Here is a 24526-nt window from a genome sequence, read left to right on the forward strand (position 1 = left end):
CCGGCGCCGGAGGCAGAGTAAAGAAAAACCCCGAAAACCATCCTCCTCACATCCCTCAAGAAGCTCGTCAAGCACATGGGAACGCTTTTGGTTTGGGCCGGTGGCCGCGGTGAGGCCCTACCTGCTCATGAAAGCCGTTCTGCTTGTGCTGGCGTTCGACGTTTGGCTGGTACGAGTGCCAAGAGGGTGGAAATTCGGCGTCGACGGTTTCAACGTCGCTCATTTCCAATGGTTGGATTGGCTCCAGCCTTTGCCCGTGCCGGGTCTCTACGTCGGGGTTCAACTGTTGGTCGGGATTGTGGCTCTCGTATGCGCTTTCACAGAAGCCGGTTTGTGGTTGCGCATCCTTCTCGCTTCGCTCCATACTTATAGCTGGGCGATGAGCCTGCTCGACAACTATCAACACCACTATTTTTTGTCGCTGGCTCTCGGCGCGTTCATTTTCTTTCCTCGAATTCGCGGGCTCGATCTGTATCCGGCGAAGGTGGATCGAGCGGCAGAGCGCGGAGAGGGAGCAAACGCGGCCGCGGGTCGCGGAAACATCAGCTCATGGGCTTATGTGCTTTTGGGGATCACGATAGCGATTATTTACTTCTTTACGGCGATCAACAAGTTGGAGCCGGGCTGGCGCGCGGAATTGATGATCGGAGAGCTGGCGAGAGATCAAAAGCTCCTGGTGCCGGTTGAATCCTGGTTTGCGGACGCGGGCGTAGCCCGGGAGCAGTTTTGGCAATGGATGGCTCTCAGCGTTTTTACCGTAGAAATCTTTCTCGGCGCGAGCTATCTTTTGGCAGTCCGGCAGGACGGTGAGCGCCGCCTTTTGCGCAGCGTGCTCGGAGTGCCGGCGTTTGTTGCGGCGCTCGTCTTTCACGGCATCGTGAACGAGGTTTTTCTTGCGCTGCGCATCGGCTGGTTCAGCTTCTACATGATGGCCCTTGCCGGCATCTACCTGCTTCCGGCTTCGATGCTATGGCGGGTAGGAGAAGTGGTCACTTGGCCGGGCCGAAGGGTGGCGAGCTATGCCCACCCTCTCCTGGCAAGTCTCAACACCGCCCCGAAGCTATCGATGACTTTGACGGTTGCGGGGAGCTTGGTGATGATTATTCTCAGCGGCGCGGTCGGTCTTGCGCTCGATTTGCCCGGCGCTTCAAATGTCGGATTTCTGACGGCGTTCGCGCTTCTGGGCATACTGTTGTTCGCGCTCGCCCGGAGGGGCCACCGGGATGCCGTCCGCTACATCGTTGCCGCCGGGCTGGCAAATTTATTTCTGTGTCTGACCGTTACACAGTCAACGGTGCGGTTTGACTACTACAACTCGGTCGGAGCCCACCTGCGGGAGCGCAATAACCTTCGTGCGGCAGCCGAGGCCGACGAAAAGGCGCGCCGCTATCTTCCACGAGGAGAGAAACCTTCTCAAGAATAGGAGACGTTTTTACGGCTGGAAAAGAACAAGGCAGGTCGCCGACGCACCTTAAGATTCCCGTTGAGTAACACGCAATCACTTCAGCTAAGGCAAGCTTTTTTATCTCAGATAGTGAAGTTTCACCTCGCCGCGCTTTAGCTTTTCTTCCGCTTCTTTGATCCTCTCCGCACTCCCAAGATCCTGCCAGAATCCTTCGAACGGAAATCCGTAAAGGCTCTCCCCTTGGGTCAGCAGCTTCGGATAAGTAACTTTCGTCGTCCCGAAAACGGCGGAATTCTCTCCCGCCATATAGTCGAAAATTTTGGCCTCCAGGATCTGCACTCCGGTAAACATCAATTTCCTAAGAGCCCCAGCCGCGTCGCGCGACGGAGCCTGATGGCTGAGAAATTTCTGGATTCTTCGGTCCGCCGATATTTCAATTGCTCCGTAACGGTCCGCCTCAGCGTCCGGTCTCAAGACCAGGGTCGCCGTCGCCCCGTATTTTCGATGTTGATCGAGGGCGGTTTGCAAAGGGAGGTCGATCATCACGTCCGTGTTGACGACGATGAACGTTCTGCCGTCCAGAAAAGACTTGGCTTGCAAGAGACCGCCTCCCGTATCGAGCAATTTGTTTTCCTTCGAGTAGGTGATCCGGAGCCCCAGCTTTCTTCCATCCCCCAGGTGCGCCTCGATTTGTTCTCCCAGGTGATGCACGTTGATGATGATCTCCGTGATGCCGTAATGCCTGAGGAGCAACAACGGATACTCGATCATGGGCCTGCCGCCCACGGGGACGAGAGCCTTCGGAATCTTGTCCGTCAATGGACGTAACCGCAGGCCGTGTCCGGCGGCAAAGACCATGGCCTTCATCGCATCTCCTCGAACTCTGCAGCGAGAATCGGAAGCAAGCTCTTAAATCGCGGCACGCGCTCAAGGTTTCGTTTCAAGCGCTTCAAAGTCGGCGGGATGTATTTTTTGTAGCCGGGTTTTCCCTTGACCAGATCAAGGTAGTAAAAACGTCCCACGACTTTAAAGTCTCGCTGCAACACGGAAAGAATGTAGCCTTCGACAAATTCATCCCGGTTCGCCCGCGTCCCGCCCATCGCCGCGCGCTTTTCGAGGTAATAGTCGATGAGACGATTTTCCAAATCCGGCCGGATGACGCGGTCGGTCTCGCGGTCGTTCAAGAGCGAAGCGAGATCGTACTGCGGCGGCGCCAAAAGAGCGTCTTGAAAATCGATCACGGCGATATCCCCCTCGCGCACCATCAAATTCCAACTGTGATAGTCCCGATGGCTAAGGCAAGGAGGCAGGGCAGCTAGAAAGCGCGCCATCTCTTCGAAGCTCTCTCTCAACTTTTTTTTGTCGCCGTCGCCGATCCGTCCGCCCGGCCTCTTTTCCAGTCCGTATTCGATGAAGTGATCGAACTCCCACATGTAAAGGCGAAAGTCGAAGCACTGCTGGAAGGCAATGCACGAGGCGTCCTTATTTTGCCGCGTGCCTTCGACCTGGATGAGGAGCAGTTGATCGAGCGCTTTTTCATACCACGACAAAATCTCCGAGTCCGGAAGCCCCTGGACAACATCCCAGAGCGGGCGGTCGCCCAAATCTTCCAACAGGAGGATGCCCTCATCGCCCCACGCGCCGTAAAGTTCAGGGACCCGAACGCTTATCTGCCGCAGAAAGCGCTGCACGTTGAGAAACGGCAGTTCCTTCGGCGGCTCGCGGAATATGGCCAACTCCTCTGAGGAAAGCGGCAGCGAGCTGCCGGCGAGCTGCATGACGATCAGCGAGGCTGGGGATGCCGCGCTCTCGAGCCGGGCTCGGTAATAACGGCGGCTCGACGCGTCGCCGGCGAGCGGAATGAGGGAAACGAGCCGCGCTCTGTCGCCGAAAGCGGCCTGGATTTTTTCCGCTACGATTTTTTCCAGCGGTTCGCTCATGTTCTGTCCTCGGCGCCTTGTCTGAATGAAGCGTATCCGTTATATTACTTTTCTGCCGTGAATTTTACGAGTCCTCGCATTATCTTTTATATCGTCCTGTTTTTTTATGTGGCGGTGCAGCTTTATCTGTTCCGTCGCCTCGAACGCGGTCTGAACACAAGAATCCGTGATCCGCGCCGGGCAAAGAATTATCGTCGGGCGGCGATTGTTTTCTTCATCTTGATGTTTTCTCCTTTCCTGTGGATTGCGGTTTTTGGCCTCCTGCCCCACGAGCCTTATCCTTGGCCGATACGGCAGGACCTACTGCTACTTTCGATCTGGACGGTCGGCTCGACGGGGTGCGCGGCGGTGCTCCTGGGTTGCGACCTCGTCAAGCGTTCCGCCCGCAGGTTGGCCCGCCGGCCCGCGGGTTTCGACCTGGAGCGGAGGCGATTTCTAAAATTCGGCGCGAGCGCCGTCGCCGCGGCGCCCTTCGCGCTCTCCGGCTATGGGACGCTGCTCGGCCGTCGCCGCTTCGAAATCGAGCACTTCGAGCTTCCAGTGAACGGACTGTCGAGCGCGATGTCTCAGTTTACCGTCGTTCAACTGACCGATATGCATGTCGGTCCTTTCATGCTGCCGGAAGAGCTGGCGGCGTACGTGGACGCGATCAATCGTCTCAAGCCGGATCTCATCGCGCTCACCGGAGATTTCGTTGCCAGCAGCCCGAGTGAAGCGGCCCCCTGCGTTGAAACTTTGGCAGCGCTCCGGGCCCGCTACGGAGTCTACGGCTGCTTGGGAAACCATGACTATTATGCGCGAATCGAGGACGACCTCACACGGCTCTTTGCCGACAAAGGGATGCGCATGCTGCGCAACGACGGGGTCTCGCTTCCGATCAACGACACCAAACTCAACATTCTCGGCATCGATGATCTGCGCTTGGGTATTCCGGACCTGCCTCGCGCCCTCGACCGAGTGGCTAAAAATCATGGAGAGGTTCGTTTACTGCTTTCGCACCGGCCTGAGATCTTTCCGGCGGCCGCTCGGAACGGAATCGAGGTGGTTCTCGCAGGCCACTATCATGGTGGACAGGTGAAGCTGGGTCCCGAGTCGGCGAATCTTTCGATTGCCCGCTTCATCACTCCCTATGCCGAAGGGCTGTTCCATCTTTCCCGCCGGCGACAGGACGACCCCGCGCGCGCCAAGGATTCCACGTTGTTCGTCGGCCGCGGCATCGGCATCACCGGTCTCCCGATCCGCATCAACTGCCCGCCGCAGATCGCGCACCTGACATTGAAGAAAGTATGAAGGATGAGTGATGAAAGCTGAAATCGGATGAGAGAATCATCCCTCATCCATCCGCCTTCATCCTTTTAGATAGGCCGGCGCCGCCGGTCCTAAACCGATCAGGTGCCGCCGAAGCCGATCGTGACCTTGCCGGCTTCGACGATGACGGGGATGTCGCGCTGGTTGTCGGAGAAGGCGAGCATCCGCTTGAGCCCTTCCGCGTCCTTCAATACGTTGATGTAATCGAAAGGGACGTTGCGCTTCGCGTAGGCCTCACGGGCGTTGCGCGTATAGTGTCAGAGATCCTGCCCGAAGATCAGAACTTTTTCCATGATGACAAACAGAATATAGAATCCAGAAGCCAGAATCCAGAAGGGGCGGCGGGGATTCTGAATTCTGGCTCCTGAATTCTGGATTCTGATGGTAAATTGCAAGGCTGTAACCCATGTGCTAGCTTCACCGAAAGGTTAGGCCATGGCGTTTAAAGTCGCTCTTGCACAGATCAATCCGCGACTGGGAGATCTCGGCGCCAATCTTGCGCTGTACGAGGAGAAGATTCGCCGCGGAGCGCGGGAAGGCGCGGACCTCGTGCTGTTTCCGGAGCTGAGTCTCACGGGCTATTTTCTCCGCGACATGGTGCCCGACGTCGCGCTTAAGCTCTCGGCGCCGGAGATCCAGCGCCTCAAAAAGCTCAGCCGCGAGGTCGCTTTCGTCGCCGGGTTGGTCGAAGAGGGTCCCGACTATCGCTTTTACAATGCGGCGGTCTTCTTCGACCGCGGCGAGGCGCGTTACGTCCACCGCAAAGTCTACTTGCCGACCTACGGCATGTTCGACGAGCAGCGCTATTTTGCCCGCGGCGATCGCGTGCGCGCATTCGACACCCGCTTCGGCCGCGTGGCGATCCTCATCTGCGAAGACCTCTGGCATCCGTCGACGATTTACCTCGCCGCTCTGGACGGCGCGCAGGCGATCCTCTGCCCCTCGACGAGCCCGCTGCGCGGCTTGACCGAAGGACAACCGCAGGACGACAACGCGCGCTACTGGGAGACGATCAACCGCACCTACGCGGAGATGTTCGGCGTATTCATGCTCTACGGCAACCGCGTCGGCTTCGAGGACGGCGTGGGCTTCTGGGGCGGGTCGGAAGTCGTCGATCCTTTCGGCAAGAGAATCGCCAAAGCGAACTATTACGAGGAGGATTTCGTCGTCGCCGAGGTCGCGCTCGAGTCCGTGCGGCGCAAGCGGACGGCGGCGCCGCTCCTCCGCGACGAGGACATCGACCTCACGATCAACGAGCTGCTGCGCATCCGCGAGCGGCCGGCGGATAAAAGAGCGGTTCAAGGATTTAAAGCCTTCGGCTCTGAGGCTCAGGCTCGAAGAGGTTTAAGGGTTGCAGGGAAAGGCAAAGGTAAAAAGGTTCCGCCAAAAAAATGGGCGGCTGAAAAGGGCAAAAGAAAAAGATAACGATGCAAATCCCGGTTAACGTCGAGCTGCTGCGCAAGATCCTCGTCTCCTTTATTCGCAACGAAGTGGAGAAGGTCGGAGTGCGCCGCGTGGTGTTGGGTCTTTCGGGCGGCGTGGATTCGAGTCTCAGCGCCGTGCTCGCGGCGGAGGCGCTCGGACCGGACAATGTTCTCGGCATCATGATGCCCTACAAAAGCTCGAGCGCGGAGAGCCTCGAGCACGCGGAGCTGGTCGTCCGGAAAAGCGTCATCCAGTCGATGACGGTGGATATCTCGCCGCAGATCGACGCCTATTTCGCGCGCTTTCCCGAGGCCGACCCGAAGCGCCGGGGAAACAAGATGGCGCGCGAGCGGATGACGATTCTCTACGATCATTCCGCGCGTTGGGAAGCTCTCGTCCTAGGGACGAGCAACAAGACCGAGCTGCTGCTCGGCTATGGGACGCTTTACGGCGACATGGCCTCGGCGGTGAACCCTTTGGGCGACCTCTACAAGACCCAGGTTTGGGCGCTGGCGGAGGCGGTCGGCGTGCCCGAGGCGATCGTGAAGAAAAAACCTTCGGCGGATCTCTGGGAAGGGCAGACCGACGAAGCGGAGCTGGGCTTCAGCTACCTCGACGTGGACCGGCTGCTCTATCTCATGGTGGACGAGCGCTACTCGAAGCCGGAGCTTGTGGCCGCCGGTTTTTCAGAGCAATTCATCGACGAAGTCACGCGCCGCGTGATGAACTCGCATTTCAAGCGGCGTCTGCCAATCATCGCCAAAGTCTCGCAGCGCACTATCGATCGTGATTTCCGCTACGCGCGGGACTGGGGCAAATAAAGGAGAGGGACGGCGCGGGAGCGCCTTTCCGGTCTGATGCAATACATTCCCCTTACGCTCGCCTAACTACTGACGGTAGCTTTTAACTACGCCCGCATCTCCTCGTCCGATGCATCAGCCCTACAAGGCACCCCCGCGCCGTCAGGGAGAAGAGGTTTGAAGTTGTTATGCTAGGAACGCTGTACATAGTGGCGACCCCTATCGGCAATCTGGAAGACATCACGCTCCGGGCGCTCAAGGTTCTGAAAGAGGTGGATCTCATCGCCGCCGAGGATACGCGCCATACCCGAAAACTGCTCGCGCATTACGGCATCGCGACGCGGCTCGACAGCTACTACGATGAAGTCGAAGCCGAAAAGGCCGCTCTCCTCGTAAAGCAGCTCAAGATCGGAAAGAACATCGCGCTGGTCTCCGACGCCGGCACGCCCACGCTAGCCGATCCGGGCTTCCGCCTCGTGCGCGAGGCCATTTTAGCCGGAGTCTCGGTCGTTCCCGTGCCGGGACCGTCGGCGCTCCTCGCGGTGCTGAGCGCCAGCGGGCTGCCTACGGACCGTTTCGTCTTCGAAGGATTTCTTCCCGCCAAAAAACGTGAACGAAGAAATCGCTTGCAAAGTCTCCGGCGGGAGGAGAGGACGCTCGTTTTCTACGAAGCGCCGCACCGGCTCAGAGAAACGCTCGCGGACATGCTCGAGCTGTTCGGAGACCGGGAGATGGCGTTCGGCCGAGAGGTGACGAAAATTCACGAAGAGTTTGTCCGCGGCCGGATCTCCCAGGCGATAGCCGCGGTCGAACGCAAGCAGCCGCGCGGCGAACTCACGCTTGTGGTCGCCGGCTCCGCGGGAGAAAGGATCCCGCAGGAAGATTTGATCAAGGCAGAGATCGAAGAGCTTTTGCAAAAGGGGTTGCGGGTCAAAGAGATCGCGGAAATTTTGGGCGAAAAGTTTTCTTATCCAAAAAAAGATATTTACCGGATGGTTCTGGAAAAAGAGAAGTAAAGCACCATTACCCGAAAGCCTGTCGGGGGCCGAGCTTTCGGACCGCGGCCGATAGGGTAGTACCGTGAGTCGTACCTGTCTCATCGGACGTCCGCGGTCCTCAACCTCGTCCTCCTCCGGCTTTCATCTGTGAGGAACTTCGCTTTACCGGCGCGACAGTACATTTTACCGCGTGATCCGGAACCCCGAAAACTCGCCGCCGAATTCCTGCCGCTCGACCTGAACGTTCGCGACTTCGGCCCCGCGCGGGCCATGGCGGCACCAGGCGATGAGGTCATCGATATCTTTTCTTTTTCCCTCGGCGACGAGTTCGACGGAACCGTCGTGACAGTTCCGCACCCAACCCCTGACTCCCAGCCGATGCGCCTCGGCTTGCGCGGAGGCGCGAAAGAAGACTCCCTGGACTCTTCCTTCCACGCGTATACGAGCGCGAATATTGTCCTCGATTTTTGCTTCCATGTCCGCCAAACATTTACCACTTAGCGCAGGCCATCGAGCGGTTCAAGAGTTTTGATCGGGGGCCAAAACGGATCGGGTTTTGTCTATCGGCGAGTGCCTGTTTTGCCATTGACAAGCCCCTCGTTCGCGGCTAAGCTTGCGCCGTTTTGTACGGGTCCGTTTACCGAAGAGCCTGCGAGAGCCCCTGTCTTCGGAACTTTCGCGTCTTGGCCTTCCGTGTAAGTCGATCCCGGTACTGTTGTCCCTTTCGTTGAGTGAAGGAGGGCTAAGATGGGTGCGAAGTTATATGTGGGAAATCTTTCCTATTCGGTCGTCGAGGCGAAGCTTCAGGAGCTCTTCGCTCAGCACGGCAACGTGGTGAGCGCCAGGATCATCACCGACAAGTTCAGCGGCCGGTCCAAGGGCTTTGGCTTTGTCGAGATGGGCTCGGACGAAGAGGCGGCGCGCGCCACCGAGGCCCTGAACGGCACCGACTTCGAAGGCAGAAAGATCGTAGTGAGCGAGGCCCGGCCGCAAGAGCCCCGCGCTCCCGGCGGGGGCGGCGGGAGGCCGCCACGCCAGAATCGCTGGTAAATCAGGCCGCTGAAAAAGGCTCATCCTAGACCGCCAATGGCGGCCGTTATCAATGAATCGCGCCCGACGCGCGCGATCTGATCGCCCTTCGAAGAACTCGCTCGACGCACTAAAAGAGTACGCCTGCGCTCAGCCTGTCCTGAACGAAGTCGAAGGATCGATTTCTCGCGCGCCTTGCGACGTCATAACTTGGACCTTTTTGACCGGCCTGACCGACTATCAAATAACTCAACATCCAAGCAGTTCCAAAAATTCTTTCTCGTCGAGGAGCTTGATATCGAGCTTCTTCGCCTTGGCGAGCTTCGATCCCGGATCGGCGCCGGCGACGACGTAATGAACATTGCGGCTGACCGCTGAGGCCACGCGTCCTCCCAAAGCCTCGACCCGCTTCTGCGCCTCGCTCCGGGACATGCTCTCCAGCGAACCCGTCAGGACGAACGTGGATCCCGCGAGCTTTCCCTCTCGCTTCGGTTGCTGCTTGAAGCGGATTCCCGCCGCGAGGAGCTTCTCGATCACCTTGCGATTTTCCTCTTGAGCAAAGAAGCGCGCGATGCTTTTGGCCACCTCCGGCCCGATCTCCCGCACTTCCATGAGCTCGTCTTCCGACGCCGCCATGACCGCTTCGAGGCCGCCGAACTGCTCGGCGAGAAGCTTGGCCGTCGCTTCGCCGACGTGGCGAATCCCGAGCGCGGTCAAGAAGCGCGGCAACGTCGAATCCTTGCTCCGCTCCAGCGCGCTGCGGAGATTCTCGGCCGATTTCTTCGCCATGCGCTCCAGACCGGCCAGCTCCTCGGTCGTGAGGCCGTAGAGGTCGGCGAGGGTTTTCACCATGCCGCGCTCGACCAATTGGTCGATCAGCTTCTCGCCCAGACCCTCGATATCCATCGCACCGCGCGAGCCGAAGAACTTGAGGCTCTCTTTCAGTTGCGCCGGGCAGGAGATGCCGACGCAACGGTAGGCGGCTTCGCCTTCCTCGCGGTAGACCGACGAGCCGCAGACCGGACAATGCTCGGGCATCTTGAACTTTCGCTCGTCGCCGCTTCTCTTATCCTTGACGACTTCGACGACGTAAGGGATCACGTCGCCGGCGCGCTCGACGACGACCGTGTCGCCGATCAGAATGTCTTTGCGCTCGATCTCGTCCATGTTGTGGAGCGACGCGCTCTTGACGGTCACGCCGCCGATGCCGATCGGTTCGAGGCTGGCCACGGGCGTGAGCGTGCCGGTGCGCCCGACGTTCGCCTGAATGTCGAGGATGCGCGTGGTTCCCTGGCGCGGTTTGAATTTATAGGCGACGGCCCAGCGCGGCGAGCGGGCGATTTCTCCCAGGCGCCGCTGCAGTTCCAGGCTGTTGACTTTGACGACGATGCCGTCGATCTCGTAGGGAAGCTCCTCGCGCTCCCGTTCGGTCTTTTCATGCAGGGCGAAGATTTCCTCGACGCCGTGGCAGATACTCAGGATCGGCACCGGCTTGAGGCCCCATTCTTTGAGCGAATGGAGAAACTCGGCGTCGGTTGTAAAGCTTGCGCCGGTAATTTCTCCCGCGCCATGGCAAAAAATATCGAGCGGCCGCTTGGCCGTGATCGCGGGGTCGAGCTGCTTGAGCGAGCCGGCGGCGGCGTTGCGCGGGTTGGCGAAGGCCGGCTCTCCCGCCTCCTCCCGCTCGCGGTTGATCTTTTGAAAGGCCGCGCGCGAGAGAAAAACTTCGCCGCGGACTTCCAGCCGTTCCGGCACGCCGCGCTTCGACGCGTGGAGAGCAAGCGGCACGGAACGGATCGTCTTCAAATTCTGCGTGATGTCCTCTCCGTTGACGCCGTCCCCGCGGGTGGCGCCGACGGTGAAGCGCCCGTGGTCGTAAACCAGCTCGACCGCGAGCCCGTCGATCTTGGGCTCGATCATGTATTCGATCGGCTCGGCGGTCTTGAGGAAGCGCTTGATCCGGTCGTCGAATTCCTCCATCTCCTCGCGATCGTTGGCATTGCCGAGCGAAAGCATCGGCAGCGTATGGCGCACCGTGGCGAATTTCGCGAGCGGCGCCGCGCCGACTCTCTGCGTCGGCGAATCGGGAGAGGCGAACTCGGTATGCTCCGCCTCCAGCTCCTGCAATCTCCGGAACAGCCGGTCGTACTCGGCGTCGCTGACCAGAGGATCGTCGTGGACGTAGTAGCGATAGTTATGCTTCTCGATCTCCTCGCGGAGGTGGAGAATCTGCTTCCGGATGGAATCTTTGGTCGACATGCTGTCAGTAACCTTCGAGAACAAAAAATTAGCATAAACGAGAGCGAGCGAGAAGCGTGGGGCAGCTCAGATTGATTGCTACGGGCCAGTATGTTAACTCTTTTTCAATGCGAATCTCTGTCCTTGGGGCTTTTTCTCTGGCCTTTTTGGCCGGCTGTTCCCAATTGGCCACCCGAGTCCAAGAGCCGACCAAAGATATCGTTTTGGAGTTCGAGGCTCCCTTTCGCCGCGAACAAAAAGTCGAGATTCCGGCCGAGGCCAAGGCGATGGCCCATTTCGCCAAGGGTCAGATCCTTTTGAATGAGGGCGAATTCAATGGGGCGCTGGAGGAGTTCGAGGCCGCGGCGGCGGCCGATCCCAACACCGCTTTCCTGCGCTTCCGCCTGGCCACGCTTTACCTGCGCAAGGGCGATCTGAAATCGGCCTTGCGGGAGGCGGAAGAGGCTTCACGCCTGGCGCCTGAATGGGTGGATGGGCACCTTCTGCTGGGGGGTCTCTACTCTTCGCTCGGCGAAGACGGCAGAGGGCTCAAGGAATATGAAGAGGCGCTCAGCCGCGATCCACAGAACGAAGAGGCGCTGCTCTACCTCGGAGCGCTGCAGCTCAAGCTCAACGACTACGATAAGGCGACGCAGAATCTCGACAAGCTTCTCGCCGCCAATCCCAACTCGGCGCTGGCCCACTATTATTTGGGACGGGTCAAGGCCAAGATGCAGCTCTACCTCGCGGCGGAAGAGAGCTACCGCAAGGCACTGGAGCTCAATCCAAAATCCTCGGCCGTGCTGATGGACCTGGCTCTGGTCTACGAGCTTCAGGGCAAGGCCGAGGACGCGACCCAGACCTATCAGAAAGTTCTTCAGGTCGATCCCAAAAACGTCTGGGCGACGAAGCGGCTCGGCGACCTCTATATCGGACAGAACAAGCTCGACGATGCCCTCGCCCAGTTTCAGGCCCTCGAAGGCATCGAGGCCGATCCGCGCGAGGCGCGGACGAAAATCGGCCTCATCTCCTTCGAGCGCGGCGATTTTGCCCGCGCCGTCACGGAATTCAACCTCGTGCTTGCTTCCGATCCCGAGAACGATCGCGTGCGCTATTATCTCGGCTCCACGTATTCGGAGATGAAGGCCTACGACCGGGCGCTGGAAGAATTCCAGCGCATCCCGGAAAAGAGCGACTACTTCGCCGACGCTCGCATTCAGCTCGCCTATCTCTACGATCAGAAGAGCGAGCTGCCCAAGGCGATCGAGGCGGTCCAGCAGGCGCTGCCGAAAAAGCAGGAGCAGAAGGAAATTTTAAGCCTGCTGGCGTCGCTCTACCGCAAAGCCAAGGACTACCCCAAGGCGATCGAAACGCTGGAGAAAGTCATCAAGCTCGATCCCAAGAGCGATCAGGCCCATTTCCAGCTCGGTACGGTCTACGACGACAGCAAGAACAAAGAGAAGACGATCGAGCATATGAAAATCGCCATCGACTTGAACCCGCAAAACGCCGCCGCGCTGAACTATCTCGGCTACACGTGGGCCGAGAGGGGCACGTTACTCGACGAGGCCGAGAGCCTGATCCTGAGGGCGCTCAAGGTCGAGCCCAACGAAGGCGCGTACGTCGATAGCCTGGGGTGGGTATACTATCAGAAGGGGGATTATCAGCAGGCGGTCGAACAACTGGAGCGGGCGGCGGAGTTGATCGTCGACGATCCCGTGGTGATCGAGCATCTCGGCGACGCCTACGTTAAAGTCGGCAAGGCGGACAAGGCGCTGACGCGTTATCGCGACGTCGTCAAGAGGTCGAAAGAGGAAGAGCAGCTCCAAAGAGTGCGGGAAAAGATCAAACTCCTGGAGCGTAAAATTTGATCTTCGAGTGCCGTAAGGCTATTGATGCCTTGCCGCCCTTCTTCAGATATCTAGTCCTTACCTCAATTCTGGCGCCATTGTGGAGCTGTGCTACCCTGGCGCCGCGACCTCCCGAGGTTTTTCCCGAAGAGCGGCGCCCGGCGCAAGAGTTGGTTCAAGGTCTTGTTCAAAGAAACGCCGGGCTTAAATCTCTCCGTGCCCTGGCCGATGTTTACTATTCCGGCAGCGACGGCAAGGGAAGTTTTCAAGAAGTGGTGTTGGTTCATCGTCCCGACCGGCTGCGCCTGGAGACGCTCTCTCCGATGGGAGCGGTGCTGATCCTTACGGCATCGGGTGATGAGATCACCGGCTTTCACACGCGCGAAGGGGTCTTCTATCGCGGCAAAAGCTCCATCGAGAACCTTTACCGATTCACGCAGATTCCTCTGGCTGTCGCCGAAGTGACTGCGGTGCTGATGGGAATACCGCCGGTCGCCGGCGAGGGCGAGTGGAAAAGGGAGGGACCTGCGATCATGCGCGAACTCGGCGGCGGCTGGAAAGAGACGGTCACCTTCCACCCGTCGCAGTTGTTGCCGATCCGATGGCAGCGCCTGGACCGCTCAGGCAAGGTCGAGATGAGCGCGCGCTTCAGCGATTTTATCAATACGCCCGCCGGACAGTTCCCGCTGAAAATCGTCCTCGAAGCGCCGATCCAGCAAAGGCGCCTGGCGATCGTCTATAAAGAGCCGGAGCTCAACGTGGATCTCGCTTCCGCGCTGTTCATGCAACAGAAGCCCGAAAACGCGCGCGAGGTATCGCTCGATTCCCTGGGAGGATGATCGTGCGGCTTCCGGCCATTCTCGCGGCGATTCTGTCATTGACGCTGTTCACGATCAGCGGCGATGGATACGGCCAGCCGGGCGAAAAACCGGCCACGGGCGACTGGCTGCTCCTGCATAGCCTGAGCGATCCGGAGCAGCTCAACCCGCTTACCAGCAGCGACGCGTCGGCGAGCGAGATTCTCGGATTTATCGTCGAAACGCTTACGGTTCTCGATCCGCGCAGTCTGGAACACAAACCCCTGATCGCCGAGTCCCGGCCGGAGATCTCGAAAGATAAGCGCGCCTACACTTTCAAGATCCGCCGCGACGTTCGTTTCCAGGACGGCCGGCCGCTTACGGGGGAAGACGTCCTCTTCAGCATCAAGGCGATCAAATGCCCGTTGGTCGATGCGCCGTTTCTGCGCGTCTACTACGACTCCATTGTGGACGCCGAGCTTCTCGATCCTTACACGATCCGCTTCACGACCAAGGAGCCGTACTTTTTAAACGAGAGCGTCCTCGGCGAGATCTCCGTCCTGCCGCGGCACCACTACGACCCGGAAAACTTATTGAAAAACGTCGGCGTGCGCGATCTGCTCCACGAGCCCGGGAAACTCCCGGACAACGTGAAGCGCTTTGCCGAAAATTTCAACGAGAACTACCACCGCAAGCCGCTGGGAACCGGACCGTATAAATTCAACGGCTGGAAAACCGGGCAGGAAATACAACTCGTCCGCGATCCGAACTACTGGGGCACCGGCAAGGCGGGCATCGACCAGCCGCATCTCGACCGGCTGAGATTTCGCGTCGTCAACAATCCGGACGCGGCGTTGATCCAACTCAAGAGCGGCGATCTCGACTCGATGGACTTGACGCCGATTCAGGCGGTCCGAGGCACCGGCAGCGACAGGTTCAAGCGGCAATTTGAAAAATACGAGTACTACGGACCCAGCTACACCTATATCGGCTGGAACAACGACCACCCGATTTTCCGCGACAAGCGCGTGCGCCAGGCGATGACCTATTTCACCAACCGCGAGCAGATGGTCAAGACGATACTTTTCGGCCTGGGCCGAGTCGTCGACGGCCCGATCTACTTTTCCCGGCCCGAGTACGACAAGGAGCTTTACAGCCATCCGTACGATCCGAAAAAGGCCCTGGCGATTCTGGGAGAGGCCGGTTGGAAAGACACCGATGGCGACGGCGTGCTGGACAAGACGATCGACGGCAAAAAAGTTCCATTGCGCTTCGAGATCAAAGTGAATTCCGGCAACGACGTGCGCAAGAGCGTCGCTCTCGTGCTCCAGAACGAGCTCAACAAGCGCGGCGTCGCGGCCTCGGTTCGCGAGGTGGACTGGACGATCTTTTTGGACGACGTCAAGAACCACAAGTTCGACGCCGTCATCCTGGGCTGGTCGATGTCCGTCAGCGAGGGGGACAATTATCAACTCTGGCACTCGTCGCAGGCGGCCAATAAGGGATCGAATCACGTCAGCTACAAAAACGCCCGCGTGGACAAGATCCTCGAAGACTATCGCCGCGAGTTCGATCCCAAAAAACGCGCCGAGATGAGCAAAGAGTTGCAGCGCATTATCAATGAGGAGCAACCCTACACCTTTTTGTTCTCGCGCAAGGCGGTCACCGCCGTCGAGCGGCGCTTTCGCGGCGTCGAGGTCCTGGCCGTGGGTCTTCGGCCGCTGGAGTGGTGGGTGCCGCTCTCACAGCAAAAATACGGCGCCAAACGGACCGCCAATTGAGATGGCCGCCTACCTTTTGCAGCGTCTAATCCTTTTTATTCCGACTTTTATCGGAATCACGTTGATCTGCTTTCTGGTCGTGCGGCTGGCGCCCGGCGACCCGGCCGAGCTGATGGCGGCGGGGGGGCTCAAGGGGGCGAGCGGCGCGGGCATCTCGCTCCAGAAACGAAGCGTCGTCGATCAAGCGCTGGCCGAGTGGCGCGCGCTTTACGGGCTGGACAAGCCGCTTCACGTTCAATATCTCGTCTGGCTCAAAAACCTCTCCCAGGTCGATTTCGGCAACTCCTTTAAGGACCGGCGGCCGGTTTGGGAGAAAATTCGCGAACGGCTCCCCGTCACGATCAAGCTCAACTTTTTTTCCATCCTGCTCGTCTACTTCGTCGCCATACCTCTGGGCATCTACTCCGCGACGCATGCCAATTCCTTCGGCGATCGAATCACTACGTTCGCTGCATTCGTCCTGTTTTCGGTCCCGCTGATCTGGGCGGCGACCATGGCGATCGTCTTCATCTGCGGCGGCGACTTTCTCTATCTGTTTCCGCCGGGCGGGCTCACGTCGATCGATTACGGCCCGGAGTGGCCGTTGTGGGAGAGGATCAAGGATCAAACGTGGCATCTCTTTCTGCCGGTCGTGCTGCTCTCTTACGCGGGCTTTGCCGGACTCTCGCGCTACATGCGCTCGAGCATGCTCGAGGTGTTGCGGCAGGATTTCGTCCAGGTCGCGCGGGCGAAGGGACTTTCCGAGCGAGTGGTGATTTTGAAGCACGCGCTGCGCAACTCGCTGATCCCGCAGGTGACCATTCTGGCCGAGATTTTGCCGGGACTCATCGGCGGGAGCGTCATCATCGAAACGGTTTTCTCCATCCCCGGTCTGGGCCAGCTCGGCTATGAGGCCGTTCTGGCGCGCGATTACCCGATCGTGCTGGCGCTCCTTACGGTAAGCGCGCTTTTGACGTTGATCGGCATTCTCCTGTCGGACATTCTTCTGGCGGTTGTCGATCCTCGGATCGCTTTCGGCCGGAGGGGGCAATAATTTTATGGCGCGGCCGGATGCCGGCTCGGCGCCCGCCGCGACCGGGGCCGCGGCGGGCCTAAGCCTCGCAACCGGCGCGAGCGAAAGGGCCGGAGGACGGTGGGCCGGCGTTTGGCGTGAATTGAAACGTAATCGCCTCGCGATCGCCGGACTGTATATTGTGCTGTTGCTTTTTGCCGTCGCCGCTGGCGCGGATTTCCTCGCCAATAACAAGCCCTATTATATGGTCTACCAGGGGCGAACTTATTTCCCAGTCTTTCGCAGCGGCCTGGTTCGCTTCGGCCTGGCACAATGGCAGCCCGAGCTTCTCAACGTGGACTTCAAGACGATTGCCGCCGCGCGCATCGTTTTTCCGCCGGTGCCCTATCTGGCGAGCGACATCGATCTCACCGCGCCTTTCGAAGAGCCTTCGGCGCGGCACTGGCTCGGCACGGACAAGCTCGGGCGCGACGTGATGGCCGGGCTGGTCCACGGCTCGCGGATTTCCCTTTCGATCGGCTTCGTGGCGGTCGGCATCGCACTCATGGTCGGTGTCGTTCTCGGCGCGCTCGCCGGCTACTTCGGCTCCTGGATCGATCTCATCGTCTCGCGCATCTTCGAAATCATGCTGACGCTGCCGACTCTTTTTCTCCTCATCGCAATTGCGGCGATGTTTCCGCCGAGCATTTTCCTCACCATGGCGATCATCGGCCTCACCGGCTGGGTTGGCATCGCCCGTTTCACCCGCGGCGAATTTTTGAAGATCCGCAATCTTGACTATGTGACCGCGGCGCTGGCGCTCGGCGTAACGGCGAGAAAGATCATGTTCCGCCATATCCTACCCAACGCGCTCGCGCCGGTGTTGGTCTCGGTGGTGCTCGGCATCGCCGGCGCGATCTTGATCGAGTCGAGCTTGAGCTTTCTCGGCATCGGTGTGCCGGCCGACACTGTGACGTGGGGCTCGATCCTGAACGAAGCGCGGAGCAACACTTTCGCCTGGTGGCTCGCGCTCTTTCCCGGCGCGGCTATTTTTATTACAGTGCTCTCTTACTATCTCGTCGGCGAGGGGTTGCGCGACGCTCTCGATCCAAGGCTCAGAGGCTCCAAATAACAAAGGGAGGCGCTATGAAGCCGTTTCTCGTCGCACTCGTTGTCGCTGCGCTCGCCGCGCCAGCCGCGGCGCAGATCACCAAGCCGGTTTACATCTCGCTTCCCAGCGCCGGCAACGTCCAGCATCTGCCGCTCACCGCGGCGAGGTATAAAGGCTACTACGAAGAGATGGGCCTCCCGAACGCGCAGGTGGTGTACCTCCGCGGCAACGCGATCAACGTGCAGGCGATCGTCGGCGGCAGCGTCCATTTCGCTTCCGCCTTCGGGCCGTCGATGCACGTGATGTTTCGCGGCGAGCAGCTCCGCGTCCTCGTCCAGATTTTCAACCAGATCCCCATGAGCCTGATCACCCGCCCGGAGGTGAAAAAGCTCGAGGAGCTGAAGGGCGCGAAGATCGCCGTGACTTTCGGCGGCTCGACCTACAGCGTGTTGTTGGCGATGCTCAGCCATTTCGGCCTGCCGCAGAATTTCGGCGAGTACCTGAACCTGCCGGGCGATCAGGCCAAGGCCGCCGCGCTCATACAGGGAAAAGTCGCCGCGGCGCTGATGGCGCCGCCCGCGGACGGGCCGGTGCTGAAAGCGGGCTTCAAGCGTCTCGTCTATCTCGGCGACGTTTTCAAAGGCGTGCCGTTCAGCGCGATGCTCACGACCGCCAAGCTGATTCAAGAAGAGCCGGATCTCGTCGAGCGGACGGTCAAGGCGGTGGTGAAGGCGATGGTCTTCATCCGCCAGAATCGAGAAGGCGGCATCGAGCTGGTGATGAAGCACGGGCAGGTGGATAAAGACACCGCTACGTCGCTTTACGACCTCGTGCGCGACGCCTACGTTCCTTCGCTCAGCGCCGACGGCATCATGAAGCGCGCCGAGCTGGAGATCGCGACGCTGAAAGAAAGGCCGAACTTCGACCCGAAGCAGTTCATGGACGACCGCTTCTTGAAAAAGGCGATGGCGTCGCTGGGAGTCAAAGAACAGTAACCAATTTTCGATTTTAGATTGCCGATTTTAGATTGAAGGAAAGACGACCGTGAGGCTCTTGCGTTTAGTTCGATAATCGAAATCCAAAATCGAAAATCTAGAATTGGGTGGGCGGAGACCATGACAGGACAAGAGCGAACTCTCGAAGAAGTAAAGACGGAGGTTTTGCGGCGCGCTGGAAAGGTGAACCCGTTCGAGCGGACGAAGAAAGAAGATGTCGAAGAGGTGCTTGATCGCTTGAATAGCCTCGACCCGGATTTGTGGGGAAAGGAGTGGGGCAGGATCGGCGCGCGCTACGAGGCGCGCGCAGCGGAGCAAGAAAAGAAAGGGCAGAGCAAAGACGCCGGCGATTTGTATTATCTCGCCTACGAATATTACCGCATCGGGCGCTATCCGGTGCCGAGCGGCCCGGAGAAAATGAATTGCTACCGCGGCGCGCTGCGAAATTTTCACAAAGCGGGCAGATATCTCGATCCTCCGATTGAAAGAATCGAAATTCCGTTCGAAGGAAAAAAAGTCGTCGGCTATCTGCAAATTCCCCGCGGACTGAATCGCCCGCCGGTGGTGATGCACTGGGGTGGGGTGGACGGCTGGAAGGAAGATTCGCGCGGGCAGAGCGAAGCGCTCCATCGTCTCGGACTTGCGACGTTCGTCATCGACATGCCGGGCGCCGGAGAAAATCCCCTGCTCGGCCAGGAGCCGCGCGCGGAGCGGACCTTTTCCGCCGCGATGGATTATCTCGAAAGCCGCGCCGACATCGACGGTCGGCGCATCGCGGTCATGGGGCGGAGCTTCGGCGGCTACTGGGCGGCGAAGCTCGCCTACGTCGAGGCGAAGCGGCTCAAGGGCGCCGTCAACTGGGGCGCCGGGGTGCACTTGACGTTTCAACCGGAATGGCTTCGTCCCGCGCTCACCGAGCGCGCCTCACAGTACCTCATGGGTCCGGCGAGCCTGCTCGATTCGCGCTCGTATATTTTTCGCGCGAAAACGCTCGAAGAGGTGCTGGAGATCGCGCCGCGCCTTTCGCTGAAGACGCAAGGACTCCTCGATCAACCCAGCGCGCCGTTGCTCTTCGTCAACGGCAAGCATGACGACCAGCATCCGGTGGAAGATATTTATCTCGCGATGGAGCACGGCGATCCCAAAGAGGCGCGCATCTTCGCCGACGGCGGCCACATGGGACGCGTTCCGGGCCAGCGAAACGACGAGGCGCTGGCGGTCGCGACGCAGTGGCTTCAGCGGAGGCTAGCGGAAAACTGAATTAGTCTGGTTTATTCGTCGTCCTCGGGGCGAGCCCATCCGGTCGCCGGCGATAGTTCTCTTCCTTGAGGAGGCCGTTCAACACAAGAGCTGCAGGAAACAGCATGGTACCGCGCGGAGCGAAGGAGAAGCGTGCAACGAGTCGTGGAACCTGCACGGTCAGGCGCCGTCGTCCGTCAAGGCTCGCCCCTTCGGACGACGCGGTATCGCAGTTGCTCCCGGTGCCATCGGCGTAGAGAATAGAGGTATGCGCGCCGTCGTCCTCGAAGATTATCTCAACTATGCGGTCACCGCTCCGTGCATGCAGCCGCTAAGAGAGCGCTGCGAGGTGGTCGTCTATGACAAGCCCGCCGCTTCCGAAGACGAGAACGTCGAGCGCATGGCCGGCGCGGCAATCGTCATCCCGGTGCGCAATCGCGTCAGCTTCACCGAGTCGCTGCTGTCGCGCATACGGCACGTTAAGCTGACCTCGCAAACCGGCCCGTGGCTCTCGCACATCGACCTCAGGGCCGCCGCGAAACTCGGCATCGCGGTCGCGCGCTGTCCCGACGACGGCGACGACGTGGTGAAGACCGGCACCGCGGAGCAGACGTGGAATCTCATTCTGGCGCTCATGCGCGACACCGAGCTGAATCAAAAAACTATGCGCGCCGGCGGCTGGCAGGTGCGCGCGGGACACGGCTTGGCGGGAAAGACGCTCGGCATCCTCGGTCCGGGGAAAATCGGCGGCCGGGTCGCGCGCGTCGGGCTCGCGTTCGAGATGCGCGTGATCGGCTGGAGCCGGACCCTCGATAAAGAACGCGCCGCGGCGATCGGAATCGAAGCGGTATCGCTGGATGGACTGCTGGCCGAGTCCGACGTGATCTCGATCCACATCCCGCTCACGGACACGACGCGGGGATTTATCGGCGCGCGGGAATTCGGCCTGATGAAACCGATGGCGATCGTCGTCATCACCTCGCGCGGCGGCGTCATAGAAGAGAAAGCGCTCATCGAAGCGCTCCGCGCCGGGCGAATCGCCGGCGCCGGCTTCGACGTCTACTCCCAGGAGCCGCTGCCCAAAGACCATCCGCTGCGCGCGCTGCCGAACGTCGTGATGCAGCCGCACATCGGCGGCTATACCGAAGAGGGATATTACTGGAAGTTCGCTCCCGCGGTGGAGAACGCCATCGCCTTTCTCGACGGCCGGCCGCAGAATCTCGTCGGAGAAAAAGATATCGCGCGGCAACTCAGCCGCCAGGCGACGTATCTGACTTAAGGAAAAACCCCGGGCGGGCGGTTCCGCTAATAGAACGGCTCAGGGGTCACTAAATATCGCCGCTTGAGCGCGTAAACCGTTGCTCTTGGAATGGCCAAGCGTAGCCGCCAGAAATTGGCGGTCTTGCGGGATAGTTGGCGGCTCCGCTTTACCACGTTGGCAATGTGTTCTTTGCTGTAAGACTTCAGTACCCATTGAATCGCGCCCAGATCGCCATGCTCCAGCAGACGAGCGATGACATATTCAGACTGCTGATTGAGATCGATCTGGCGCGGGTAGACATCCCAAAAGAATCGGTAGAGTCGCGGCGGTAGACGACGGCGCTTATTCCCGTTCGGTCTAGTCGCCATATCAGAGCACGCTCAGCCTAAGCTTTCGGACTTCGGTTTCGATAAACTGTCTCACGTCGCGCCAGGAAAGGGGAAGGAGAAGTTTTGGCATCGGCTCCTTCTCGGCGTCGGTGAAATAAACCAGACTCCTGATGAGGTGGTAAGGGCTGTAGTTGGTCTTGCCGTACTTCTCCGGAAACCTTTTGAACAACAGAGGCAGCGTCAGTCCTTTGTGACAGGCCCAATAGAGATCGACAAAATCGCGCCGGCTGCCGCGCTGAGCGATGGCGGTGATTTTGGTTAGGGCAACGTCCAAAGGATGAGATACGGCGACACCCTTATAATTCAAAAGTCGCCGCAAGACCGGATAGGGATAGTAGAGAAAGCTCACGTTGACCTTGTTTAGCTCACAGTGAAGCGTTCCTTCGCTGTGAACCCTCAACCGAAACCGAAACGGTCCTTCGAGCCCGGTTTGCAGTGTAGCAGGGCTAAATCGCTCGCGCGAAAAGAAATCGAGGTCGTCGGATTTTCTATGTCCATAGCTTAGCGCTAGAGCCGTGCCTCCTGTCAGATAGAAATTTTCAGTCAGCGGGAGCTTGCCAAGGTTTGCCAAAACATTTCTGGTGGTATTGCGCAGCGGCTGCTCGAACATTTATGGAAAAGTATATCGTGGAACGGCCGGCGGTGCTACCGGCCGCGCCAACAATAGAAGCGCAAATAAAAAGGCCGCCTCAGCAACTGTCGCCGGACAGTCTCGATTGAGTTCAGCTCAGCTCATTCTTAAGCCAGCGGATGATCGTCGGCAGCGTCTCGGGCGTCTGGCCCATGTGACCGCCGGGGAAGATGCGCGCGGCTTTCGGCGCGCCGTATTCCAAAAGAATATAAAGATCGTCGATCGGCGTCTGCAGGTCCTCTTTGCCGTTGACGATGAGCATCGGGCAGGAGGGCTTGTCGAGCCAGCCTTGCGTCTTCAACGACAGTGAGGGAAAAATCTTCGCCAGCTCATCCACGGTCGCGACGCCGAAGGCGGCGCAGCGGGCGATGTCGTGGTCCATCAGATAGCTTTCCGCGTTGGTCGATTCGCGGAGCCAATCTTCCTGAAAGAAATAGTGCACGCCGCCGCCCCAGACGACGGCGGCGCGGAGCCGTTTCGCCTCGACGAACGCCATCTTCGCCGCCCAGTAGCCGCCGAAGCTTCTTCCTTGGATGGCGATGCGCTTGGGATCGATCTCCGGCCGCTTCGCCAAATAATCGATGACCGCGCTGAAGAGAGATTCGGCCGTGGTCGAGCCTTTGATCGGACATTCGCCGACGCCCGGCATATCGACGGCGCAGGTTCCCATCCCCGCCGCTTGCAGCGCCTCGTCATACTCGTAGCTCTCCGCCTTGAACGAATCGATGCCGCCGAAGTTGATCACGACGGAATGTTTTTTGCCGTCGCGCGCGACGCGCAGATAGACGGGGATGTTTTTATCGCCATAGGGAATCTCGACCCGCTCCAGCGGCGGCTCGAAGTAGCGTCCAGCTTTTTCATAAAGTTCTAGACTCTTGACGAAGCATTCCTTCTTTCCCGGCGTGTGCGCCACCGGATACCGTCCCGTCGTGTAGTAGGTGTAGGCCATGACGTAGGCCTCGCGCGCTTCCTTGGATTTTCCCGCCTTTTCGAGCCTGGCGCCTTCTTCCTCGTAGGGCTTCGCGACCCGCGACCACTCCGCCGCCCACAGCTCGGGGTCTTTGCTGGTGAGGCGCGCCAGCACGGATTCGACGTCTTCGCGCTTGGCGCGGCGAAAGATGTTGCGCTTGCCCCTGCGCTCGCGGATCATCGCCTTGATCTCTTCCAAACTTTTCACTCGGCCCATGCTCGCTGTCGTCTAACCCACCTGAAGGGGAAGATCAAGCGGAGCCGCGGCGCGGACGACTTACAGGACGCCTTGGTATATAAAAAAAATCCCTCATGTGTTATTAGATTCCTCGTCGTGGCCACGTTACTCCAGGTCAAAGATCTCCGGACATCCTTTTTTACTCCCGAAGGCGAGGTTCAAGCCGTCGACGGCGTGAGCTTCGAGATCGGCGAGGGCGAGACGCTCGGCGTCGTCGGAGAGTCGGGTTGCGGCAAGAGCGTCACAGCGCTTTCGATCCTGCGTCTCGTGCCGTCGCCTCCCGGCCGGATCGTCGGCGGCGAGATCCTCTACCGCGGACGCGATCTCTTGAAGCTCGACAAAGAGTCGATGCGCCGCATCCGCGGCAACGAGATCTCGATGATCTTCCAGGAGCCGATGACCTCGCTCAATCCGGTTTTTACCGTCGGCGACCAGATCGGCGAGGCGATCCGGCTGCATCAGGGATTGAACAAGAGAGAGACGCGGGCGAAGACGATCGAGATGCTCCGATTGGTCAAGATCGCCGATCCCGAGTCCCGGGTCGACGACTACCCGCACCAGCTCTCCGGCGGCATGCGCCAGCGCGTCATGATCGCGATGGCGCTCTCCTGCAATCCCAGCCTCTTGATCGCCGACGAGCCGACCACCGCGCTCGACGTCACGATTCAGGCGCAGATTCTCGAATTGATGGAAGAGCTGCAAGCCAAGCTTGGGATGGCGCTGATGCTCATCACCCACGACTTGGGCGTCGTCGCCGAGCGCGCCGACGAGGTCGCGATCATGTACGCCGGCAAGATCGTCGAGCGGACGACCGCCAAAGAGATCTTCAGCCGGCCGCTCCATCCGTACACGGTCGGGCTGTTAAATTCGCTTCCCGGCGCGAGAGGACATAAGAAGAAGCGGCTGGCGGCGATTCCCGGCGTAGTGCCGAGCCCGCTGGAATTGCCCAGCGGCTGCCGCTTCCGCGATCGCTGCCCCAGAGCGGCCGGACTCTGCGCCGAGGCCGAGCCCGAGCTGGTGGAAAAAGAGAAAAATCATTGGGTGGCGTGTTATTTTCCAGGACCCAGCGTTGAAGAGTTCAAAGACACAGCTGTTGGAGCTATTTAACAATAGAATCTAAAAGCCAAAATC

Annotated in this window: 23 protein-coding genes; 15 read left to right on the forward strand and 8 right to left on the reverse strand. The window is 59.5% G+C overall.

Going from position 1 to position 24526, the window contains the following annotated elements; all coding sequences use genetic code 11:
• The first annotated feature begins 127 nt into the window (after positions 1-127).
• Positions 128-1423, forward strand: a complete 1296-nt coding sequence (locus tag VGL70_15055) for an HTTM domain-containing protein (GenBank protein ID HEY3304840.1) — start codon at positions 128-130, stop codon at positions 1421-1423.
• A gap of 99 nt (positions 1424-1522) precedes the next feature.
• Here VGL70_15055 and VGL70_15060 read toward each other — a convergent pair whose 3' ends face one another.
• Positions 1523-2272 carry an NDP-sugar synthase gene (locus VGL70_15060; protein ID HEY3304841.1) on the reverse strand — a complete coding sequence of 250 codons (750 nt, stop codon included), beginning with the start codon at positions 2270-2272 and terminating at the stop codon, positions 1523-1525.
• Positions 2269-3345, reverse strand: a complete 1077-nt coding sequence (locus tag VGL70_15065; GenBank protein HEY3304842.1) for a phosphotransferase — start codon at positions 3343-3345, stop codon at positions 2269-2271. The genes VGL70_15060 and VGL70_15065 overlap by 4 nt, the downstream gene beginning before the upstream one ends.
• A 222-nt stretch (positions 3346-3567) precedes the next feature.
• Here VGL70_15065 and VGL70_15070 point away from each other — a divergent pair, with 222 nt between their 5' ends.
• The gene (locus VGL70_15070; GenBank protein HEY3304843.1) at positions 3568-4635 is read left to right on the forward strand and encodes a metallophosphoesterase; all 1068 of its coding nucleotides are present in this window, start codon (positions 3568-3570) and stop codon (positions 4633-4635) included.
• 98 nt (positions 4636-4733) lie between these two features.
• Here the strand turns inward: VGL70_15070 and VGL70_15075 are convergent, their stop codons facing one another.
• A complete protein-coding gene (locus VGL70_15075; GenBank protein HEY3304844.1) occupies positions 4734-4946 on the reverse strand; it encodes a UXX-star (seleno)protein family 1 in 213 nt (70 codons plus the stop codon).
• Positions 4947-5088: 142 nt separating this feature from the next.
• Between VGL70_15075 and VGL70_15080 the strand changes: the two genes are divergently transcribed.
• The 3 genes from VGL70_15080 to rsmI all read left to right on the forward strand — a co-directional run bounded on the left by VGL70_15080 (position 5089) and on the right by rsmI (position 7894).
• Positions 5089-6078, forward strand: a complete 990-nt coding sequence (locus tag VGL70_15080) for a nitrilase-related carbon-nitrogen hydrolase (protein HEY3304845.1) — start codon at positions 5089-5091, stop codon at positions 6076-6078.
• A 2-nt stretch (positions 6079-6080) separates the two neighbouring features.
• Positions 6081-6899: an NAD+ synthase gene (locus VGL70_15085; protein HEY3304846.1), complete on the forward strand. Its 819-nt coding sequence runs from the start codon at positions 6081-6083 to the stop codon at positions 6897-6899.
• Positions 6900-7087: 188 nt separating this feature from the next.
• Positions 7088-7894 (forward strand): 16S rRNA (cytidine(1402)-2'-O)-methyltransferase, encoded by an 807-nt coding sequence (rsmI, locus tag VGL70_15090; GenBank protein ID HEY3304847.1) that lies wholly within the window; start codon positions 7088-7090, stop codon positions 7892-7894.
• Positions 7895-8059: 165 nt separating this feature from the next.
• On the opposite strand, the gene VGL70_15095 is transcribed toward rsmI, so the two are convergent.
• The gene (locus VGL70_15095; protein ID HEY3304848.1) at positions 8060-8353 is read right to left on the reverse strand and encodes an acylphosphatase; all 294 of its coding nucleotides are present in this window, start codon (positions 8351-8353) and stop codon (positions 8060-8062) included.
• A 270-nt stretch (positions 8354-8623) separates the two neighbouring features.
• Here VGL70_15095 and VGL70_15100 point away from each other — a divergent pair, with 270 nt between their 5' ends.
• The gene (locus VGL70_15100; GenBank protein ID HEY3304849.1) at positions 8624-8926 is read left to right on the forward strand and encodes an RNA-binding protein; all 303 of its coding nucleotides are present in this window, start codon (positions 8624-8626) and stop codon (positions 8924-8926) included.
• A gap of 228 nt (positions 8927-9154) precedes the next feature.
• Here VGL70_15100 and ligA read toward each other — a convergent pair whose 3' ends face one another.
• The gene (gene ligA / locus VGL70_15105) at positions 9155-11164 is read right to left on the reverse strand and encodes an NAD-dependent DNA ligase LigA (protein ID HEY3304850.1); all 2010 of its coding nucleotides are present in this window, start codon (positions 11162-11164) and stop codon (positions 9155-9157) included.
• 164 nt (positions 11165-11328) lie between these two features.
• Here ligA and VGL70_15110 point away from each other — a divergent pair, with 164 nt between their 5' ends.
• From VGL70_15110 to VGL70_15145, 8 genes are all read left to right on the forward strand, one after another.
• The gene (locus VGL70_15110) at positions 11329-13014 is read left to right on the forward strand and encodes a tetratricopeptide repeat protein (protein HEY3304851.1); all 1686 of its coding nucleotides are present in this window, start codon (positions 11329-11331) and stop codon (positions 13012-13014) included.
• A gap of 149 nt (positions 13015-13163) precedes the next feature.
• Positions 13164-13832 carry a DUF4292 domain-containing protein gene (locus tag VGL70_15115; GenBank protein ID HEY3304852.1) on the forward strand — a complete coding sequence of 223 codons (669 nt, stop codon included), beginning with the start codon at positions 13164-13166 and terminating at the stop codon, positions 13830-13832.
• A gap of 2 nt (positions 13833-13834) precedes the next feature.
• Positions 13835-15571: a peptide-binding protein gene (locus VGL70_15120; protein HEY3304853.1), complete on the forward strand. Its 1737-nt coding sequence runs from the start codon at positions 13835-13837 to the stop codon at positions 15569-15571.
• Position 15572: 1 nt separating this feature from the next.
• Positions 15573-16604, forward strand: coding sequence for an ABC transporter permease (locus tag VGL70_15125; GenBank protein HEY3304854.1), 1032 nt, complete (start codon positions 15573-15575; stop codon positions 16602-16604).
• A gap of 4 nt (positions 16605-16608) precedes the next feature.
• The gene (locus VGL70_15130) at positions 16609-17694 is read left to right on the forward strand and encodes an ABC transporter permease (protein HEY3304855.1); all 1086 of its coding nucleotides are present in this window, start codon (positions 16609-16611) and stop codon (positions 17692-17694) included.
• Positions 17695-17708: 14 nt separating this feature from the next.
• Positions 17709-18668 carry an ABC transporter substrate-binding protein gene (locus VGL70_15135; GenBank protein ID HEY3304856.1) on the forward strand — a complete coding sequence of 320 codons (960 nt, stop codon included), beginning with the start codon at positions 17709-17711 and terminating at the stop codon, positions 18666-18668.
• Positions 18669-18788: 120 nt separating this feature from the next.
• The gene (locus tag VGL70_15140; GenBank protein ID HEY3304857.1) at positions 18789-19928 is read left to right on the forward strand and encodes an alpha/beta fold hydrolase; all 1140 of its coding nucleotides are present in this window, start codon (positions 18789-18791) and stop codon (positions 19926-19928) included.
• Positions 19929-20175: 247 nt separating this feature from the next.
• Positions 20176-21186 (forward strand): D-2-hydroxyacid dehydrogenase family protein, encoded by a 1011-nt coding sequence (locus tag VGL70_15145; GenBank protein HEY3304858.1) that lies wholly within the window; start codon positions 20176-20178, stop codon positions 21184-21186.
• Between the two features lie 26 nt (positions 21187-21212).
• Here the strand turns inward: VGL70_15145 and VGL70_15150 are convergent, their stop codons facing one another.
• The 3 genes from VGL70_15150 to VGL70_15160 form a co-directional block, all read right to left on the reverse strand.
• Positions 21213-21536: a hypothetical protein gene (locus VGL70_15150; GenBank protein HEY3304859.1), complete on the reverse strand. Its 324-nt coding sequence runs from the start codon at positions 21534-21536 to the stop codon at positions 21213-21215.
• A 1-nt stretch (position 21537) separates the two neighbouring features.
• On the reverse strand, positions 21538-21906 hold the full coding sequence (locus VGL70_15155) for a nucleotidyl transferase AbiEii/AbiGii toxin family protein (protein ID HEY3304860.1): 369 nt from the start codon (positions 21904-21906) through the stop codon (positions 21538-21540).
• A 373-nt stretch (positions 21907-22279) separates the two neighbouring features.
• A complete protein-coding gene (locus VGL70_15160; GenBank protein HEY3304861.1) occupies positions 22280-23374 on the reverse strand; it encodes an alpha/beta hydrolase in 1095 nt (364 codons plus the stop codon).
• A 117-nt stretch (positions 23375-23491) separates the two neighbouring features.
• On the opposite strand from VGL70_15160, the gene VGL70_15165 reads away from it, so the two are divergent.
• Complete coding sequence (locus VGL70_15165; protein HEY3304862.1) at positions 23492-24502, forward strand: ABC transporter ATP-binding protein; 1011 nt, start codon at positions 23492-23494, stop codon at positions 24500-24502.
• Positions 24503-24526 lie beyond the last annotated feature (24 nt).

The organism is Candidatus Binatia bacterium (assembly GCA_036504975.1).
Lineage (GTDB): Bacteria > Desulfobacterota > Binatia > UBA9968 > UBA9968 > JAJPJQ01.

What these genes read in the sequence shown, in the direction of transcription:
- VGL70_15085 (HEY3304846.1), top strand. Translation starts at nt 6,081, where the DNA reads ATGCAAATCCCGGTTAACGTCGAGCTGCTGCGCAAGATCCTCGTCTCC.
- VGL70_15080 (HEY3304845.1), top strand. Translation starts at nt 5,089, where the DNA reads ATGGCGTTTAAAGTCGCTCTTGCACAGATCAATCCGCGACTGGGAGAT.
- VGL70_15060 (HEY3304841.1), bottom strand. Translation starts at nt 2,272, where the DNA reads ATGAAGGCCATGGTCTTTGCCGCCGGACACGGCCTGCGGTTACGTCCA.
- VGL70_15095 (HEY3304848.1), bottom strand. Translation starts at nt 8,353, where the DNA reads ATGGAAGCAAAAATCGAGGACAATATTCGCGCTCGTATACGCGTGGAA.
- VGL70_15130 (HEY3304855.1), top strand. Translation starts at nt 16,609, where the DNA reads ATGGCGCGGCCGGATGCCGGCTCGGCGCCCGCCGCGACCGGGGCCGCG.
- VGL70_15065 (HEY3304842.1), bottom strand. Translation starts at nt 3,345, where the DNA reads ATGAGCGAACCGCTGGAAAAAATCGTAGCGGAAAAAATCCAGGCCGCT.
- VGL70_15070 (HEY3304843.1), top strand. Translation starts at nt 3,568, where the DNA reads ATGTTTTCTCCTTTCCTGTGGATTGCGGTTTTTGGCCTCCTGCCCCAC.
- VGL70_15125 (HEY3304854.1), top strand. Translation starts at nt 15,573, where the DNA reads ATGGCCGCCTACCTTTTGCAGCGTCTAATCCTTTTTATTCCGACTTTT.
- ligA (HEY3304850.1), bottom strand. Translation starts at nt 11,164, where the DNA reads ATGTCGACCAAAGATTCCATCCGGAAGCAGATTCTCCACCTCCGCGAG.
- VGL70_15055 (HEY3304840.1), top strand. Translation starts at nt 128, where the DNA reads ATGAAAGCCGTTCTGCTTGTGCTGGCGTTCGACGTTTGGCTGGTACGA.
- VGL70_15150 (HEY3304859.1), bottom strand. Translation starts at nt 21,536, where the DNA reads ATGGCGACTAGACCGAACGGGAATAAGCGCCGTCGTCTACCGCCGCGA.
- VGL70_15140 (HEY3304857.1), top strand. Translation starts at nt 18,789, where the DNA reads ATGACAGGACAAGAGCGAACTCTCGAAGAAGTAAAGACGGAGGTTTTG.
- VGL70_15145 (HEY3304858.1), top strand. Translation starts at nt 20,176, where the DNA reads ATGCGCGCCGTCGTCCTCGAAGATTATCTCAACTATGCGGTCACCGCT.
- VGL70_15160 (HEY3304861.1), bottom strand. Translation starts at nt 23,374, where the DNA reads ATGGGCCGAGTGAAAAGTTTGGAAGAGATCAAGGCGATGATCCGCGAG.
- VGL70_15100 (HEY3304849.1), top strand. Translation starts at nt 8,624, where the DNA reads ATGGGTGCGAAGTTATATGTGGGAAATCTTTCCTATTCGGTCGTCGAG.
- VGL70_15135 (HEY3304856.1), top strand. Translation starts at nt 17,709, where the DNA reads ATGAAGCCGTTTCTCGTCGCACTCGTTGTCGCTGCGCTCGCCGCGCCA.